The sequence below is a fragment of the Rhodopila sp. genome, assembly GCF_965277825.1.
Taxonomy (GTDB): domain Bacteria; phylum Pseudomonadota; class Alphaproteobacteria; order Acetobacterales; family Acetobacteraceae; genus Rhodopila.
The window spans coordinates 2,058,846-2,075,520 of the sequence record NZ_OZ255846.1 but is presented as its reverse complement, the minus strand read 5'-3'; the positions used below and the strand labels follow the sequence as shown (position 1 = coordinate 2,075,520).

Below are 16,675 nucleotides of genomic sequence, written 5' to 3'. Positions count from 1 at the left end.
TATTTCCTCCATTTTGGCTGCGATCATGTCAGCGCCTGAAACGGCCACCGCCACCGCCGCCGCCGCCGCCAAATCCGCCGCCGCCGCCGCCGAATCTTCCCCCCGTGGCGCCGCCGCCGAAGCGCTGACCGCCGGTGGAGCGGGCCTGGCGATCCTGCTCCAACTGGTTGTAGGAGCTGCTTTCCATCGTCGGCCGGCTGGCGTTGCGCGATTGCGCCGTGGCGCCGGAGGTCGTGCCGGTGCGGGGGGTCTGGGTCGAGCTGTTGCGTTGGGTAGTGTTGCGCTGGGTGGTGTTGGGTTGGGGCTGGGTCGTGCCGGTGGGCGCGGTCTGGGTCGTGGTGTTGCGCTGGGTGGTGTTGGGTTGGGGCTGGGTCGGCTGGGTTCGGTTGGCCGCCGTGGTCGAGGCGTTGGTTTGTGTCGTCTGCTGGCGGTTGGTGGATGACGACGTTGGCGGGGTGACGGGTTGCCAGCCGCCATTGCTCCACTGCGACCAGCCGGAGGAGGTGTGCTGGTAGGCGTTGCCGTCGCGCCCGGCGTAGACGTCGCCATTCTGGGTTTTCACCGCGCCGCCGCGATTGCCGTTGACGCCGCTGTAGCCGGCTCCCTGGGCGCCGGTCGAGGACTGGAATCCGCCAGCCGAACCGCGGGCGTTGCTGCCGCTGGCGGTGTTGACGGTCTGGTTCGGACCAGAGAACGTGCTGGAGCCCCAGCGCGAGTAGGGATTGGCATTCTGATTGGTCGAGCCGGAGACGCCGGTGCGCGGGTTGTAATAGCTGGCGTTGGCGGAGCCGCTGCCGTTCTGCCACGACGCACTGCCGCGGGCATAACCGCCGGTGGTTGGGTTGTAGGCGGAGAACCCGCCGACACCGCCGTTCGGGCCGTAGATCGCTCCGGCGGAGCCATAGGCTCCGGTGGTCGGATTGTAGGCGGTGCCGCCGGTGGCGACGCCGCCGTAGGGTCCGTAGACGGTGCCGCCGCGGGCCCAGGCGCCGGTGGTGGGGTTGTAGGCGGTGTTGCCGACGTAGGAATAGGGATAGGGGTAGTACACCGGCACCGGACCGGGGATCACCACCGGCGGGTAGTAGTATCCGGTGCCGTAGACCAGCACGCCGGCGGTGACGAAGCCCATGGTGTAGCCGGCGGTGTAGCCGTAGGTCACCGCGGTCGGAGTGGCGCCGTAGACCTGGACGTAGGTCACGTTGTACATCGGGCTGGTGGGCGGAATGGTATAGATCACCCGCGGCACGGTTTCGGCCAGCAGCCAGGGGCCGGTCGGCGATGGACCGACGAACCAGGCGCCCTGATAGCAGACGTAGAATTTGCCGCCGGTTTCGATCACCTGAAACGAGGTGTTCACCGCATAGGTCATGGCGGTGCCGGGGATCGGCTTGAACTGCGGCGGTCCGGCATAGACGACGGTGAGCTTGGCGGCGGTCTTTTTCAGTGTGGCCTGGCGCGGCACCTGGGCTTGCAGCAAAGCGAGCTGGGCCTGGCTGGTGCCGGGCACCGCGGCGAGCACATTGGCCTGCGGGTCCTCGGGCGGGATCATCGAGAAATCCGCCGGCAGGTCGTTGGAGGCGAAGCTCCAGGGACCGGCGAGGCCGTGGGATGCGAACCATCGGCCGGAGGTGAGCAGGAAGAATCGTCCGCTCGACGGTTCGAAGAACAGCACGCTGTGGGTGTTCCTGACCGATTGCAGCGTGGTGCCGCTGACCGGGGCGAGTTGCGGTGCTCCGCTGGTGACGATGAGTTCCGCCGGCCTGGTGCTGACGTAGAACATCGCCGTGGCGCCCGGCAGGCCGGGTTTCGGCGGGATGGCGGCGTGGACGGCGGCGAATTCGGCATTGGCCGGAATCGCTCGGAACGCCGGCGGCAGCTTGGACACCGGCTTGTAGGGACCGTTGTAGTCGGGCGCCATCAGCCAGGCCCCATTGTCGAGCAAGTACCAGTCCTTGCCGTCGGAAAACAGGTTCCAGTTGGTATTGACGGCAAACGAAAGGGGGGTCTTTTCGAGCGGGGCCATCACCGGATCGCCATCGAACACCACCAGGGATGCGGGTTTGTCGCTGTAGAAGATCACCGGCGGATCGTTGTTCAGATCGGCGTTTTTCGGCTGCGTCGTCTGCTTCAGGCTGAGCAGGACCGAGTCCAGCGGCACCGGCCTGGCGTGGACGTCGGGCAGCGCGGCCTTGATCTGCTGCTCGATGTGCGCGGCCTGTTCGGTATCCAGGGCGGGAAAATGCGAGGCCAGCAGCTTCGGATCGGTCAGCACGACGTTGCCGGTGGCGGCGTCGGTCTGGGTGGCGAACGAAATCTCGGTGGTGCCGAGGATCGGGGCCTTGGCTCCGGGCGGGGTGATTGCGATCGCTTCCCTTGTGGTAAGGGTTTCATGGCCGGGCCATTCGATCGCCTGCGGCTGATACACCACGACGTTGTTGCCGTTGACCGAGATCGCATGCGGCCATGCCGGTTCCGCCGGGGGAGCCTGGGCGCGGCTCGAGTTCATTGCGGATAGGCAAATATAGATCGAACAGGCGGCGATACCGAACAGCATTCGCATGCTGGGCATGAGTTCCCCCGAGGTTTCCGGCAGCCGTTACGTGATCATCGGACTCGATTGCCAGTTCCCGGGCCCGCGGTTCAGCCCATAGCAGGCGATTTGAGCATCATGCAAGTCCGGCTACTATTTCCTCGACTCGACGTGCATGGTGACCAGTCGGGCGAGCAGTATCGCGAGGTAGAGTTGGCCCAGTACCGATTCTAGATTGGCCATGCTGCGGGCCAGCGGGTTGATCGGCAGGATCTCACCGAAGCCGGTGGCGGTGAGCGTGGTGAAACTGAAATACAGCATGGTGCTGACCGCCGCGGTTTCGGTCTGGTGGCCGGCGACGTCGGCGAATGCGACCGGATCCAGTTCCGAAATCATGCGGTAGACCGAGGTGAACGCCACGGCGATATTGAGGTAGAGGATGATGGCACCCTCGATCCGGTGATGGCTGATGCGTCCGGGCGCGAACACCGCCTTGCCGATCACCAGGGACATCGCGACGACTGCGGCGATGACCGCCAGGTGACCCAGCCAGACGGTTACGAGGGAGGGATGATTGATCCGGAATGCCACGCCGGCGGCGGCCAGGACGGCGGCGACGCTGACCAGCGCCCGCGCGCCTGTGCTGGTCGAGATGATGACGATCGCGATGATCAGCGGGGCGACGACCAGGGTGCCGAAGACCAGCGGCAGGCGGATGCCCATTCCGGCCAGCGGCGCGGCGACGAACAGGATCAGCGCTTCCAGCACGAGCAGGGCGGTGAGCGCGTGATCGCTGAGGTTGCCGAAGCGGCTATCGGCGGCCGGTTGCGGCAGCCATCGCCGCATCAGCGCCGGGCCCCTCGCGCACCGGCACTGCGAGCACTGGCACTGCGCGGATTGGCACTGCGCGCATTGGGACCGGGAGCATTGGCACTGCGCGCATTGGGACCGGGAGCATTGGCATTGCGAGCATTGGGACCGCGAGCATTGGCACTGCGAGCCTTGGGACCGCGAGCATTGGCACCAGGAGCATTGGCACTGCGGGCATTGGCACTGCAAGCATCTGCACCGAGGGCTTTGGCACTGCGAGCATTGGCACCGGGGGCTTTGGCACTGCGAGCATTGGCCACGGCGCGCCGGCGATCAGCGGATCGGCGGCGCGTATTGCAGGCCGCCCTTGGTCCAGATGTTGTTGATGCCGCGCGGCACGCCCATCGGGGTGATGTCGCGGTCCCAGACCTCGCCCAGATTGCCGACCTGCTTGATCACGTTATAGGCCCATTTGTTATCCAGGCCCAACGCCTTGCCCATGTCGCCTTCGACGCCCAGCAGGCGGCGGATGTCGGGGTCGTTGCTGTTGAGGAAGGTATCGACGTTGGTGCTGTTGATGCCCTTTTCCTCGGCGGTGATCATCGCGATGAAGGTCCAGCGCACGACGTCGAACCATTTGTCATCGCCCTTGCGGACCATGACGCCGAGCGGTTCCTTGCTGATGATTTCCGGCAGCAGGACGAGGTCGTCGGCCTTCGGTCCCTGGCTGAAGCGGAACGTTGCCAGCGCCGAGGCATCGGTGGAGTAGGCATCGCAGCGGCCGGACATGAAGGCGTTGTGGATTTCCGCCAGGTCCTGGATCAGGATCGGGGTGAACTTCAGCTTGTTCAGCCGGAAGTAATCGTTGATCGCGAGTTCCGTGCTGGTGCCGGGGGCGACGCAGATTGTCGCGCCGTCCATGTCCTTGGCCGACTTCACGCCGGCCGACTTCTTCACCAGGAATCCGGTGCCGTCGTAGTAATTCACCCAGGCGAATTCGAGGCCGAGATTGGCCTCGCGTCCCAGCGTCCAGGTGGTGCTGCGCGACAGCATGTCGACCTCGCCGGACTGCAGCGCGGTGAAGCGGTTCTGTGTCGTGGTGATGACGAACTTAGCCTTGTTGGCGTCGCCCAGCGCGGCGGCGGTGACGGCTCGGCAGCTATCGGCGTCGATGCCCTTCATCAGGCCCTGGCTGTCGGGCAGCGAGAAGCCGGGGACGTTGCCGGCGACGCCGCACAGGAGCTGGCCGCGGCCGCGGGCGGCATCCAGGGTGGCCGAACCGGAGCCTTGCGCGGCGACTGGCTGGGCCAATCCGGCGCCGGTCAGCAGGGTGGCGAGCAGCGCGAGGGCGCCGGTTTGAAGTCGGGTCATGTCGAGGTCTCCTGCGGCACGATGGCGCCGGGCGGGTCGTCCACAGCGGGGGAATCGTGTGATTGAACGAGAGGATAGGTCATTCTTGGGGAGAATGTGGAGTAATTGTGGCATGACTTGGTCGGTGGGGGCGGCGGATTGGGCGGTTTCTAGTCGGTGAGTGGGGGGACCGGCGATTTGCGGAGGGTCCCGCGAAGGCAAGACGTGGGTGGCCGGGCCGAGCGCGGCCATGACACGATTGATCGGTGTGCCGGTCGTGACACGGTCGAGTCGGCTGCTCCAGTCACGACACGATTGATCGGTGTGCCGGTCGTGACACGGTCGAGTGGGCTGCTCCGGTCACGACAGGATTGATCGGTGTGCCGGTCATGACACGGTCGAGTGGGCTGCTCCGGTCACGACAGGATTGATCGGTGTGCCGGTCATGACACGGTCGAGTGGGCTGCTCCGGTCATGACAGGATTGATCGGTGTGCCGGTCGTGACACGATCGAGTCGGCTGCTCCGGTCACGACAGGGATTGATCCGAGTGCCAGCGGGCTCGGGCGGTGTCGACTGGGTGAGTGCGGGGTATGCGGGGGTTTCATGAGAGGAAGACGTGAGTGGCCGGGGCGAGCCCGGCCATGACACGATCCATTACGTTGGTTCGGCCGGGGCGGCGCGTTCGGGGAGTCCGGCGCGGCGCAGTCCCTCGGCGTAACGGGCGATGTCCTCGGGACGTCGGAGCGGCGAACGGGTGATCGCGGTCTCGACCGAGAAGCCCGGCTCGAGTGCCAACAGGCGGTGCAGCACGCCGGCGGCTTCGCGGGTCGGATGCATCCAGCCGAGCGCGGCGAGATAGCCCTTGTAGGCGGAGGAGAACATCGGATTGAGCTCGACGGCGCGGCGCCCGGCCTCGATCGCGTTGGCGCAGTCCCCGTTCATCAGATGCGGCATGATCAGTGACATGTCGAAGAAGAACACGTGCGGATCGGACGGTGACAGGCGGATCGCCTGGTGGATGCGGCGCAGCGCCTCCTCGGGCTGGCCGAGGTAGAGCTGGGACAGGCCGGAGAAGCACCAGGCCACCGCCAGGTTGGGGTTGAGCGCGATGGCGCGCTCGTGCAGCGCGCTGGCCTCTTCCGGGTGGCGGGCCAGGAAACCGCGCACGTGGCCGGCCAGGGTCAGCGCCCTGGCATCGCTGGGGTCGAGCATGATCGCGCGTTCGGCCAGGCGACTGGCTTCGGCCGAGGCTTGCGTCGGATCGGCGGCCCAGCCCTGGCCGACATAGAGCAGATACCAATAGGCCAGCCATCCGTGCGTCACCGAACTGCTGGGATCGGCGTGCAGCGAAGCCTCGAGCAGGCGGCGGGCATCGAGATAGCTGTCATGCTCCAGCCGGTAGAGTGCCGGCAGTGCCTGCAGCAGCAGATCCTGCGCTGTCATGTCGTCGGGCTGGGCCCTGGCGGCGCGGCGGCCTTCATGCTTCATCAGTTCGGGATCGACCTGGGCGACAATGGCGGCGCCGAGTTCGTCCTGCATGCTGAGCGGGTCGGTGGTCGGGCGATCGAAGCGGCCGGCCCAGGCGATTTCGCCATCGGCGCGGATATCGATCAGGCGGACGATGATGCGTACCCGGCCGACGCCGTACTGGATGGTGCCGTCGAGCACGAGGTCGGCATCCAGGCTGCCGCCGGGGGCGGTGTCCGGCGAGTCTGGCGGTTGCGGCCAAAGGCTGCCGGGGACGCAGGAGATCCAGCGAAACCGGGACAGGCCGGCGGAGATTTCCTCGGCGAGCCCCTGGGCCAATCCGTCGTCCTGTTCGGCGCCGATGGTGCGCAGCGGCGCCACCCGCAGCCGCAGCGCCGATCGCTCGCGGCGTGGACTGCCGCGGGGGGCGGTTCGGGGCGTGACCAGCCGAACCTGCTCGTCGGCAACCCCGGAGCCGAGATTGATCTGGGGCGTTGGTTTGCCGGCGTCGGGCATGGCGCGTATCCGCTCGATCAGGTGCTCGGTTTCGGGTGAAGGGGACCGGTTCGCCGGGTCGGCGAGCGTGCCGCGACAGCGGTCGTAGCAGGCCTTGGCGGCTTCCAGGTCGCCGAGGTCGGCGTGGCCGCGCATGACCGCGCGCCAGGCACCTTCGTGCATGCGATCGATGCTGAGCAGTTGTTCGGCGGCATCGATCACTGCCTCGGGCTGTTCGCATTTGGCCAGCAGGGCCTCGCCGATGGTGCGCCCGATGCGCTGGAAACGGGCGCGTTCGTCTTCCAGCCAGCGGTCGAAGGCGGGGTCGAGACCGTTCAGATCCTCGAGCAGTACGTCCTGGAAGCGATCGAGCAGTTCGGCGTTGAGCACTGCCGGCTGGGCCAGCGCCAGCGCGTCGATCTGAAGCGCCGGGCCGTGCAGCGACAGATAGTGCCGGTCGGTGATGAGAACATGGCCCCAGGCGACGCCCAGCGTGTCCTGCAGTTCGTGCACGCTTTGGCGCAGGGAGCCGCGCGCCTGTTCTTGCTGACGCCGGCTCCAGAGCAGGGCGGCGAGTTGCTGGCGCAGCACCGGTTTCGGGCTGGCGATGGCCAGGATGGCGAGCAGGGCTCGGGTCTTGCGGGTGCGCGGCAGACAGTTGCGGCCGGCGGTATCGTCGGCGGCCATGTGGCCGAAAAGGCGCAGCCGCAGTTGGGCCGCGTCTGACGGCACTGCCTGGATGTCTGGGCTACGAGGAGCGTGCCGACGGATAACGACACCCTGCTCAGGCGGCGGCTGGTAGCATGGTGGTCCACAACCTCGAGGGGTGCTTTGGTCGGCGTTTTAGCGTAACTGTTAGCACACTGCAATATGTCCGTGGATAAAATATCCTCGCATCGTGCAATGGAGGTTTGTGTTCTCCGGCTTTGGCCTGAAGCGGGGAGAAATTTTACCCGCGGCCCGATTGGTGACAGATGTTGGCGGCTGGCCCAGTATCGGGGCGACGGCGCGGAATGGAGATTGGATGTGGCGATGTCGGGCTCGACGGTGGCGGTGCAATCGGGGATCGCGACACAGCCGTGGTTTCGCCGCGGGCTTGGACTGCTGCTTTGCATCGCGATTGCCGTGCTGGCCGAGGTGGCCGGCGGCTATGCTCCGCTGGTTGGGGCGCCGCTGTTCGCCATCGCCATCGGGGTGCTGATCGCCAACGCCTGGCCGGCGCTGTCGCAGCAGAAGTCGCTGGGCATATCCGATACCAGCAAGCTGTGCCTGAAGGTCGGGATCGTGCTGCTGGGCGCCAGTCTGGACCTTGGCGACATCGTGCGGACCGGGTTGGGGTCGCTGCCGTTGCTGGCGGTGACCATGACGGCGGGGTTGGCCTGCGCGCTGCTGCTGGGCAAATCGCTTGGCATCGACTGGCGGATGCGCTGCCTGATCGGCATCGGCACGACGATCTGCGGCGGGTCGGCGATCGCCGCGCTGGCGCCGGTGATCCGGGCCAAGGCGGAGGAGATCGCCTACTCGATCACCGTGGTGTTCTTTTTCAACATGGTGGCGGTGTTCACCTTTCCGGCGCTGGGCCATCTGTTTGGGCTGAGCGACAACGGCTTCGGGATCTGGGCGGGAACCGCGGTGAACGACACCTCGGCGGTGGTGGCGGCGGGGTTTGCCTTCAGCCAGGCGGCCGGGACCACCGCGACCATCGTCAAGCTGACCCGCACCACGCTGATCATCCCGCTGGTGATCGGCTTCGGGCTGTCGCTGGCGTTTCTGGGCAAGGCGGAGGATAGCGGCGATCGGTCGGCGGGCAAATGGGCGCTGGGCAAGCGGGTTTACGCGGCGGTGCCGGTGTTCATCATCCTGTTCGTCGTGGCCGCGGCGGCCAACACCGCCGGGCTGATCGGGTCACATGCGATGCGGGTGCAGATGTTGGGTCGGGTGGTGATGGTGGTGGCACTGGCCGCGGTTGGACTGCAGGGCCACTGGCGCGCCTTCGTCGGCGCCGGCAGCCGCCCGTTGGTGCTGGGCCTAGTGACCTGGTTCGTGGTCGCCGCATCGAGCCTGGCGGTGCAGAACTGGAGCCACGCACTTTGATCTGGTGATTCGGGTTGGGTGGCGAGGTGGCGGAGCATTTTCATATATTGCTGCTGATATAAGAAAAATGTCTCAATTATATACTTGACACCACAAGCCCTAAATGTATGATGGCGTTTATCGAGAGGTCATCATGAACACGTTCACCGAACCCTATTTCCAGAATGAAAACGCAGCCCGCGCAAAGATCGAAAGCGTGCGCTGGCCAAACGGCCCGGTTTGCGGCCGATGCGGCGAAGGCGCCCGTCGATATGCGACCAAGCGCCCCGGTCGGTTCCGTTGCGGCAATCCGGCCTGCCGCAAGGACTACACCGTCACGACGGGCACGGTTATGGAAAGCAGCCATATTCCACTGCATAAGTGGCTGATGGCGTTTTATCTGCTGTCAGCTTCAAAGAAGGGCATGAGCAGTCTACAGCTTATGCGGTCGCTGGGCGTCACCTATAAAAGTGCATGGTTTTTGTCGCATCGCGTTCGCGAAGCGATGAAGGCTGGCGGATTGGCGCCCCCGATGGGCGGTGAAGGCAACATTGTTGAGGCTGACGAAACCTACCACGGAAAGCGGGAAACGCAGGTTGCCCGCAGTCGCAATGCGCGCAAGACGTTTACGAAGCGCGGCCTTGGCGGCGGCGCGCAGAAGCGGATCATCGTATCCCTGGTGGAGCGCGGCGGTTCGGTTCGTTCATTCCACGTGGCATCAGCCGATAGGTTTACGCTGGGCAAGATCGTACGCGAGAACGTCGCCAAAGAATCCCGGCTGCACACCGACGAAAACAACATCTACGTCGAAGTCGGGAAGGAGTTCGTGTCTCATGAGACGGTGATCCACTCACACAAGGAATACGTCAGGGACGATGTTCATGTGAACTCAGCCGAAGGCTTCTTCGGTCTGTTCAAGCGCGGTTTCAACGGCATTTACCAGCATTGCCGGGAAAAGCATCTGCACCGCTACCTTGCTGAATATGACTTCCGTTATAACCATCGCCAAAATCTCGGTTTTAACGATCTGGCGCGCACTCTGTCCGCTGTGAAGGGCGCGGAGGGCAAGCGTTTGACCTATCGAAAAGCTAACAGCGCCATCGTTTAAGCTTCGCGCCGACCTGTTTTTGCGTTGGCGCCGGAAGCGTCCGGAGAGGAAGAAGAAGGGCGGTTAACTGGTTTCGGGGCTTTTCGCGTCGGCGGCGTTTTCAATGCGCCCCGAAGCGTTGCCTCGAAGCGATCCTTGGCTTTCTGCTCGTCAAAAACGGCGCTGTCTTTAGCCATTAAAATCTCACAAACCTTGGCGGCAAGAGCCTGAGACTCTTGACAAAATCAGCCAAACATGGCAGAAGATCGCCTCTGTATCCGAGCCTCATGATCCCGGATACAGAGGCATTGTGGCGTGATGAAATCCTAGGGTTTTTTCATATACCACCTGCCTTTCGAGGCTGCGTTCACAGCCTGCTACACTTGGTTGGGGTTAAACGGAACCGGGGTACGCCACCCCCGGTTTTCCCTTTTGCGGGGAAACTCGTGATCGGGAACAGTCATCCGGCTAAAGCGTCACTTAACTCCTTGGCGGTCGGCACGTCCTCTTTCGAGGCGTTGAGATTGAGCCGGCCAACCGCTTCCTCAGTGACAGAATAGCGGCCATCGTCGGTCTTTTTTAGATATCCCAAATCCCCATACTTTCGGACACGATCCCGGACTGCTCCCATTTCGCTGGTGATACCGTGCATTTCGGCGGCAGCGCGAACGTCTAACAAGGTATGTGACGAATCTGTCGGCAGCAGCGACGCTAGGACTTTTCGCCAAGCCCCACTTATCGCGCCACGTGGTTTGCCCCCTCGATTTACGCCTGAACCGCGATCACTAGGCGGCGGAAAAGCAACGTCGTCTGGGACGGTGATGCCCATGATCTGCGCCGCCTTTAGCAGCGCGTCCAAATCGGTGCCGACAGCCGCCACTTCCTGCTTTAAATCGGCAAGACGCTTTCTTCTCTCAACAATTGCATTAACGATCACGGCCATGTTCACACTATGCACCAACATGCGTCTTGTGTCAAGCAACGCGCGCGTTAGTGGTGGGGTGTGCGCGATTGCACAAATGGCGCGTCCGATATTCGGATAAACACTATTGACATACTCTAGCAGACCATATGATTGCGATTCGTTAGTGACTAGGATATCTGGCCATATGCCGTCGCATGCGGGCGACAACAACATGTAGATCGTGTGGCGTAAAGTATATAATTGAGAAAAATGTCTTGACATAGGACTACGATCTCCGTAACTTTGGCTTGTCAACGGGACAGCTATGTCTTGCGGGCTTCGGGCAGGGCCCGAGCCTGAGGCAGGTTTCACATTGAAGCGACTTCGATCAGGGCAGTCAGCCGTTCGCTGACTGCCCTGATTGCGTTGTTCCGGTTGGCGTGTCGCTTAACCAAGGAGAGTTCCATGCTGATTCGCACCGAAGCCGTGAAGTCCGCCGTGAGCGCCGACGCCGGCAAGATCCGTCTGGGTGGCGGCTACCGCCTGCCGGAAGGCCGGATTGACGCCGGGCTGAACGGCGGCGATCGGGCGGGCGCGGCGACCACCGACGCCGGCAAGATCCGTCTGGGCGGCGGTTATCGCCTGCCGGTTCAGCAGGGCTGAGCCCAGCCGTCTGACACGACACGGCGTGGCCCGACACAGCGTGGCCCGACACGGCGTGGCCCGACACGGCGTGGCCTGACACGGCGTGCCGACACGGCGCGGCTCGGCGATGACCGGGTGCTGACCATCTTGCACCCGCCGTCGTTGGCGGTCCGCTGCCGGGTGCCGAAACCGCGATAAAAGGTAGCCTTAAATCATGTCCAGCAGCAGTGACCCGATCGTTCGCTTCCACCAACTCACCGGCCACGGCCGGGCACCGATGCGAGCCGAGCGGTCAGCGTGCGGGACGCTGCCGATGCGCGCGGTGCGTTATTGTGAGGCGCTGACCAGTGCCACGTCGTTCGGCTGGTGGTTGTTCGCGCCGATCGATCTGGAGCTGCTGTGGGACGGAACAGAGGTATTCTGGCGCTGCGAGCAGGCGCCGGAATGGATGCCGCTGTCACCGTCGGCGCAGCTTCCGGACTACGCGGCGGAATTCGATGCGGTGGCGCCCGAGGCGCTGAGGGGGTGCTCGCCGCCGTTCCTGACCGCGTTGCCGGAGCCTGGGACGGTGCAGTTGTGGACCGGGCTGATCGCGCAGACCGCGCCGGACTGGCATTTGCTGGTGCGGGCGCCGGCGAACATGCCGCCGGTGGGTGGGATCTGCCTGTTCGAAGGCATCGTCGAGACCGACCGCTGGTTCGGTCCGCTGTTCACCAACATGCGGCTGACCCGCAGCCACACGCCGATCCGGCTGCGTGCCGACTATCCGCTGGTGCAGGTGCAGCCGGTGGCCAGGCACAGCTACAGCAGCGATACGCTGGACCGGATGCAATTGAGCGCGGGGCTGGGCGATGACGATTGGGAGGCGTATCGCTGCTCGGTCGTGGAGCCGAATTCGCGGCCCAACCGGGCGTTCGGCGGCTACGCCACGGCGGCACGCAAGGGGCGGCACCAGTGCACGCGCGGGCAGCCGACCGGGGCGGCTTGACGTGTGGACCGGCGCTGCGGAGCGCCATCCGGGCGGTTCGTTCCGTTCGGCAACCGGGTGGCCGGATCAGTGCTGGGTCAGCATGGCGGCGGTGGATAGCTGCGATGTAGCGGATGCCGCGGCGGTGGCGAGCGAGGATGCGCCGTGGAGCGATGTCCCGCCGCCATCCGTGGTGCGGGGGCCGCACGCCCTGTCGGTAGCGCCGCCGGTGTCGGGCGTGGCTGCGCATTGGCAGCTTGGCACCATCACCAATTCCTGGTCCTTGGGGCAATCCGGCATATCGGTCGGATTATCAAGTTGAGGCATGGTCCGGGATTGATCGCCATGCGGCTGTATGGACGCAGTGCCATAGCCCGGGTTGCCGCGGCGCTGCCGCAACTGATTGCAGAGGCCCGGCTTGGACGCCCTTGCTACGGCTTGGGACGCCCTTGGTATAGCGATTGACAAGATCCGCCGGGGCGCCGGGTTGGGCCAGCGCGTTGCCGGCGATTGCCAGCGTCGGGCCCGTGGCGGCCAGCGTCAGGCCGGGGACGGCCACCATCCGGGCAAATCCGTTACGGACGCAGTACAGCCGAACAGTGCGCAGAACCGCCGCCGTGGACGGAAGATGAAGCATCTCGCTCGCCTTTCTTGCTGTATCCGCCAGCCAACCTGGTCGCGCTGATGTCGCCATATCGGGCCAACATCGGTCTTGCGACGCCAGCGCTTTATTTTCAGTAACCTGCCGATCCCAGAAGTCCGCCGCATTAAATGGCGGACTTCCGGGGCAGTACACCAGTGGATGCAATCCGACGGAAGCGATCGCCGGATGACATCCACTAGCCGTTGATTTCGTGGGCCGATTCACCTGACGCCAGGGAACCAGGCGTCAGGATCGGACCGCCGGGGCGGTGGTAAACGGCGCCCGCTGCGAACGCCAACGACTTGCTCAAGGCTGTGTCGCAAGCACCTCTTGAGCCGAGACATTACCGCTTTTGACGCAGACGTGACTCACACGCATGTGTGCAGCGATATAGGCTGCATTTATCCGTATTGACATAACTTGGATTTAACCAGAAAGCGGGGACCCGGCGGAATGGTTATGAGTTTCCAACAGAATGGCTGCTGACGGCGGCGATGTTGCGGCCGGCGCGGCGGACCCAGCGGCCGCCTTCCCATGTGGTCCAATAGAGGCGCGTGTATCGCGCTGGCGGCTGATCGCGGCGCTGCAGGTGGCCGAGGCGCTGGCGGCGGCGATATCGTCCAGCAAGTGGCTGAGTGACATCATCGTCGACGGGGGCGGTGGTCGGACCAGTCTGTTCGAGATGCTGCGCTTCGGTGTCGCCGTCGCGCTGGTGGTTCATTTCGTTCTGCGCTCGCTGGGGGCGTATGATTTTGCCGGGCTGCTGCATATCTGGCGTTCCAGCCTGAAGGGTGCCGCGGCGTGGCTGCTGGCGACCGCTCCGCTGTTGTCGTGGTCGATGATGTTCGATTCCCACGCCGGGCTGTGGCAGAGCAGTTCGGTGGATTGGCTGACCGGCGCGGCGTGCATCATGCTGGTTCGGCTCGGGGCTGGCTATGCCGGCGGCGCGCTGCTGGGGGCGCGCCGGATCAGCCACAACGTGGCGATCGTCGGGGCCGGGTCGGATGCGCGGAGTTGCGCGCAGTTGCTGGATCGGGATCCGGGGGGCGCCAATGTCGCTGGTTTCATCGGCATGGATGGCGCCGGCCGGACCGATCCTGATGTCGCACGCAATGCCGAGGTCATCGCCGCCGTTCAGAAGCTGATCCAGTCGCACCGCGTGAGGGATGTCATCGTCGCGACATCGGCGGCTGACCGGGGCCAGCTTCCGGACCTGGTCCGCGGCCTGCTGTGCCTTCCGGTGCGCGTGCTGTTATGGCCGGCGAGTATCGGGGTCGATCCGGAATGGATGGCGTCGAGCGCGTTCAAGGTGGGCGGCATGCCGTTGCTGCTGGCGAGCGCTCCGCCGTTGGATGGTTGGCACTGGGTGCTGAAGGATGTGCAGGACCGGATCCTGGCGTTCTTGCTGGTGATCGTATGCTCGCCGGTGCTGGCCGCGATCGCGCTGGGGATTAGGCTTTCGAGTCCTGGCCCGGTGCTGTTCCACCAGGAGCGAGAAGGTTATAACGGCAACAAATTCGTCATGTTGAAGTTCAGGACGATGCACGTGACGGCGTCGGCGACGGACCAACTGGTGTTGACCACGAAGGATGACGCCCGGGTGTTTCCGTTTGGAGCTTTGCTTCGAAAGACCAGCCTCGACGAATTGCCGCAACTGTTCAACGTGCTGCGCGGCGATATGTGGCTGGTTGGCCCGCGGCCGCATTCGCCGCTGGCGACGGCTGCCGGGCAGCGCTACTCGGCGGCGGCCAAGCGCTATATGGCGCGGTTCAAGGTGAAGCCGGGGATGACCGGGTGGGCGCAGGTAAACGGCTGGCGTGGCGCGACGGACACGGTCGAACAGATCGAACAGCGGGTGGTCCACGATCTGTATTACATCGAACACTGGTCTGTCTGGCTGGATTGCCAGATCCTGCTGCAAACCGCGATCAAGGGATTCGTGCATCAAAATGCCTATTGAGACGATGGCCGAGCCCGGTATCGGTGGCGTGTCCAAGAATCGGGCCGATGGCATATTGAAGAATTGAGTCGATATCGTATTCAAGAAATTGGTCGATGGCTTATCCAGGGATCGGCAAAGATCTGCTTCCTGACTGAGTTCCGCCGAGCGTAGGCAACCGTGTGGGCGGGTCGGCGCAGGGATTTTTCCAGATGATGGCGAGTGCCGGCTATCGGGTGTTCCTGCCGCACTTCCCGGCGTTTTCATCGAAGCTGCGGATTCGCCCACTGAACGCCTCCTGCCGCCGCGACAGAAGGCCTACCAAGTCCTGTTCCAGTGGTGCTGAGCCTCGGTCCGAAGCGGCCCGCGTGGTTTGCGCGATGCGGCTTGAAGGTTTGGCTCGGCGCGATCATGCTGGGGTGAAGATAGCGTCGAGGCGGCGAAGCAAGTGGGATGGGCGAGGCCTGCCGTAGCGTTGCCGACGGCGCTGGACCAGGGCTTCGCATCCGAACGACAGCGGGAGCAAGCGATGGATACGATGGCCGAAGCGACGCGCCTACCAGTCGATGTCAACGCCGATCCGCTGGTGCGGGCTGCCGTGGCGCTGCGCCCGTTACTGCGCGCGCATCATGAGGAGATCGAGCGCGAGCAGCGGCTGCCGGGGGAGGTGGTCCAGCAGCTTCACGCCGTCGGTTTTTATCGCATGGTGATCCCGCGCACGCTGGGCGGCCTGCAGGTCGATCCGCTGACGTTCCTGCGTGTCGTCGAGGTTCTGGCCGAGGCGGTCGGGTCGGTCGGCTGGAACATCGCCAACAACAGCATCGGGCAACTGATCACGCTGGGGTTGCCCGACGAGGGCGTGCACGAGATTTACGCCGATCGGGCCGATGCGGTGATTGCCGGGACCGCTGTGCAGGGCGGCGGCCAGGCGGTGCCGGTCGAGGGCGGCTACCGGGTCAGCGGGCAGTGGAGCTTCGGCAGTGGATGTCAGGAAAGCAAATGGATGCTTGGCAGCTTCCAGATCCTGGACGCCGGTGAACCGCGGCGGCGTCCGGACGGCGCCGCCTTGCATTGGCGGGGGGTGTTTCCGCGGCAGCAGGCGCAGGTGGTCGAGGGAAGCTGGAACGTGGCCGGGCTGCGCGGCACCGGCAGCTTCGACTGGACGTTGGATGAAGTGTTCTTACCGGAGCGACGGACGATGGTTCACGCCGGGGTGCCGCTGGACAACCAATGGGAGCGTTGGCCGGGGCTGACCTATGCGTTGCCGACTCAAGCCTGGGTCGGGCCGCACCACAGCGCGGTGATCACCGGCATCGCGCGCGCCGGGATCGAGGCGCTGATCGAGTTGGCCGCGGAGAAGACGCCGCGTGGGCGCACCGGACGGTTGTGCGACAGTGCTCAGGTGCAGGACGCGGTCGGGCGGGCCGATGCGATCCTGGGTGCCGGGCGGACCTGGCGCAACGCGATGATCGCCGAGCTGTGGAACACGATCGGGGGCGGGCAGCAGACCACGCTGGAGCAACGGGCGCGCTGCCGGCTGGCGTCCACCTATGCCGCCGACAGTGCGCGTGAGGCGATGGACCTGGTGTACCGCCATGGCGGCAGCACGTCGTTCAAGCGCGACAGCCGGCTGGCGGAATGCTGGCGCGACCTGCACGTGGTGGGTCAGACGGTGACGGTCGCGCCCGAGTGGTATCCGATCGGTGGCCGGGTTTTGCTTGGAATGGACCCTGGTTCGCGGCTGCGGTAGGGCGCGGGCGAGG

13 protein-coding genes are annotated in these 16,675 nt (G+C 64.7%); 7 read left to right on the top strand and 6 right to left on the bottom strand.

Annotation, left to right across the window (positions count from 1 at the left end; genetic code table 11):
• Positions 1 to 28: 28 nt before the first annotated feature.
• From ACQY4T_RS10450 to ACQY4T_RS10435, 4 genes are all read right to left on the bottom strand, one after another.
• Positions 29 to 2,569 (bottom strand): hypothetical protein, encoded by a 2,541-nt coding sequence (locus ACQY4T_RS10450; RefSeq protein WP_428541196.1) that lies wholly within the window; start codon positions 2,567 to 2,569, stop codon positions 29 to 31.
• A gap of 114 nt (positions 2,570 to 2,683) precedes the next feature.
• A complete protein-coding gene (locus ACQY4T_RS10445) occupies positions 2,684 to 3,376 on the bottom strand; it encodes an ion channel (protein ID WP_428541193.1) in 693 nt (230 codons plus the stop codon).
• Positions 3,377 to 3,673: 297 nt separating this feature from the next.
• Positions 3,674 to 4,711, bottom strand: coding sequence for an amino acid ABC transporter substrate-binding protein (locus ACQY4T_RS10440; protein WP_428541190.1), 1,038 nt, complete (start codon positions 4,709 to 4,711; stop codon positions 3,674 to 3,676).
• Between the two features lie 635 nt (positions 4,712 to 5,346).
• On the bottom strand, positions 5,347 to 7,386 hold the full coding sequence (locus tag ACQY4T_RS10435) for a BTAD domain-containing putative transcriptional regulator (protein ID WP_428541187.1): 2,040 nt from the start codon (positions 7,384 to 7,386) through the stop codon (positions 5,347 to 5,349).
• Positions 7,387 to 7,686: 300 nt separating this feature from the next.
• Here ACQY4T_RS10435 and ACQY4T_RS10430 point away from each other — a divergent pair, with 300 nt between their 5' ends.
• Entirely contained in the window at positions 7,687 to 8,748 is a 1,062-nt protein-coding gene (locus ACQY4T_RS10430) for a YeiH family protein (protein ID WP_428541184.1), read from the top strand.
• A 133-nt stretch (positions 8,749 to 8,881) separates the two neighbouring features.
• The gene (locus ACQY4T_RS10425; RefSeq protein WP_428541181.1) at positions 8,882 to 9,835 is read left to right on the top strand and encodes an IS1595 family transposase; all 954 of its coding nucleotides are present in this window, start codon (positions 8,882 to 8,884) and stop codon (positions 9,833 to 9,835) included.
• Here ACQY4T_RS10425 and ACQY4T_RS10420 read toward each other — a convergent pair.
• Positions 9,832 to 10,011 (bottom strand): hypothetical protein, encoded by a 180-nt coding sequence (locus tag ACQY4T_RS10420; RefSeq protein WP_428541178.1) that lies wholly within the window; start codon positions 10,009 to 10,011, stop codon positions 9,832 to 9,834. The two genes, ACQY4T_RS10425 and ACQY4T_RS10420, sit on opposite strands and share 4 nt — an antisense overlap.
• 263 nt (positions 10,012 to 10,274) lie before the next feature.
• Positions 10,275 to 10,757: a hypothetical protein gene (locus ACQY4T_RS10415; protein ID WP_428541175.1), complete on the bottom strand. Its 483-nt coding sequence runs from the start codon at positions 10,755 to 10,757 to the stop codon at positions 10,275 to 10,277.
• A 426-nt stretch (positions 10,758 to 11,183) separates the two neighbouring features.
• Here ACQY4T_RS10415 and ACQY4T_RS10410 point away from each other — a divergent pair, with 426 nt between their 5' ends.
• The 5 genes from ACQY4T_RS10410 to ACQY4T_RS10390 all read left to right on the top strand — a co-directional run bounded on the left by ACQY4T_RS10410 (position 11,184) and on the right by ACQY4T_RS10390 (position 16,662).
• A complete protein-coding gene (locus ACQY4T_RS10410; RefSeq protein ID WP_428541172.1) occupies positions 11,184 to 11,381 on the top strand; it encodes a hypothetical protein in 198 nt (65 codons plus the stop codon).
• A gap of 196 nt (positions 11,382 to 11,577) precedes the next feature.
• Positions 11,578 to 12,351, top strand: a complete 774-nt coding sequence (locus tag ACQY4T_RS10405; protein WP_428541169.1) for a DUF6065 family protein — start codon at positions 11,578 to 11,580, stop codon at positions 12,349 to 12,351.
• Position 12,352: 1 nt separating this feature from the next.
• Positions 12,353 to 12,652, top strand: coding sequence for a hypothetical protein (locus ACQY4T_RS10400; RefSeq protein WP_428541166.1), 300 nt, complete (start codon positions 12,353 to 12,355; stop codon positions 12,650 to 12,652).
• A 796-nt stretch (positions 12,653 to 13,448) separates the two neighbouring features.
• A complete protein-coding gene (locus tag ACQY4T_RS10395) occupies positions 13,449 to 14,933 on the top strand; it encodes an exopolysaccharide biosynthesis polyprenyl glycosylphosphotransferase (RefSeq protein WP_428541163.1) in 1,485 nt (494 codons plus the stop codon).
• A gap of 508 nt (positions 14,934 to 15,441) precedes the next feature.
• Positions 15,442 to 16,662, top strand: a complete 1,221-nt coding sequence (locus ACQY4T_RS10390; RefSeq protein ID WP_428541160.1) for an acyl-CoA dehydrogenase family protein — start codon at positions 15,442 to 15,444, stop codon at positions 16,660 to 16,662.
• The last annotated feature ends 13 nt before the right edge of the window (positions 16,663 to 16,675 follow it).

Bases quoted from the DNA above. Each gene is read 5' to 3' on its own strand.
- ACQY4T_RS10440 (WP_428541190.1), bottom strand. From the start codon at position 4,711: ATGACCCGACTTCAAACCGGCGCCCTCGCGCTGCTCGCCACCCTGCTG.
- ACQY4T_RS10445 (WP_428541193.1), bottom strand. From the start codon at position 3,376: ATGCGGCGATGGCTGCCGCAACCGGCCGCCGATAGCCGCTTCGGCAAC.
- ACQY4T_RS10450 (WP_428541196.1), bottom strand. From the start codon at position 2,569: ATGCCCAGCATGCGAATGCTGTTCGGTATCGCCGCCTGTTCGATCTAT.
- ACQY4T_RS10415 (WP_428541175.1), bottom strand. From the start codon at position 10,757: ATGGCCGTGATCGTTAATGCAATTGTTGAGAGAAGAAAGCGTCTTGCC.
- ACQY4T_RS10405 (WP_428541169.1), top strand. From the start codon at position 11,578: ATGTCCAGCAGCAGTGACCCGATCGTTCGCTTCCACCAACTCACCGGC.
- ACQY4T_RS10425 (WP_428541181.1), top strand. From the start codon at position 8,882: ATGAACACGTTCACCGAACCCTATTTCCAGAATGAAAACGCAGCCCGC.
- ACQY4T_RS10395 (WP_428541163.1), top strand. From the start codon at position 13,449: ATGGCTGCTGACGGCGGCGATGTTGCGGCCGGCGCGGCGGACCCAGCG.
- ACQY4T_RS10430 (WP_428541184.1), top strand. From the start codon at position 7,687: ATGTCGGGCTCGACGGTGGCGGTGCAATCGGGGATCGCGACACAGCCG.
- ACQY4T_RS10410 (WP_428541172.1), top strand. From the start codon at position 11,184: ATGCTGATTCGCACCGAAGCCGTGAAGTCCGCCGTGAGCGCCGACGCC.
- ACQY4T_RS10420 (WP_428541178.1), bottom strand. From the start codon at position 10,011: ATGGCTAAAGACAGCGCCGTTTTTGACGAGCAGAAAGCCAAGGATCGC.
- ACQY4T_RS10390 (WP_428541160.1), top strand. From the start codon at position 15,442: ATGGATACGATGGCCGAAGCGACGCGCCTACCAGTCGATGTCAACGCC.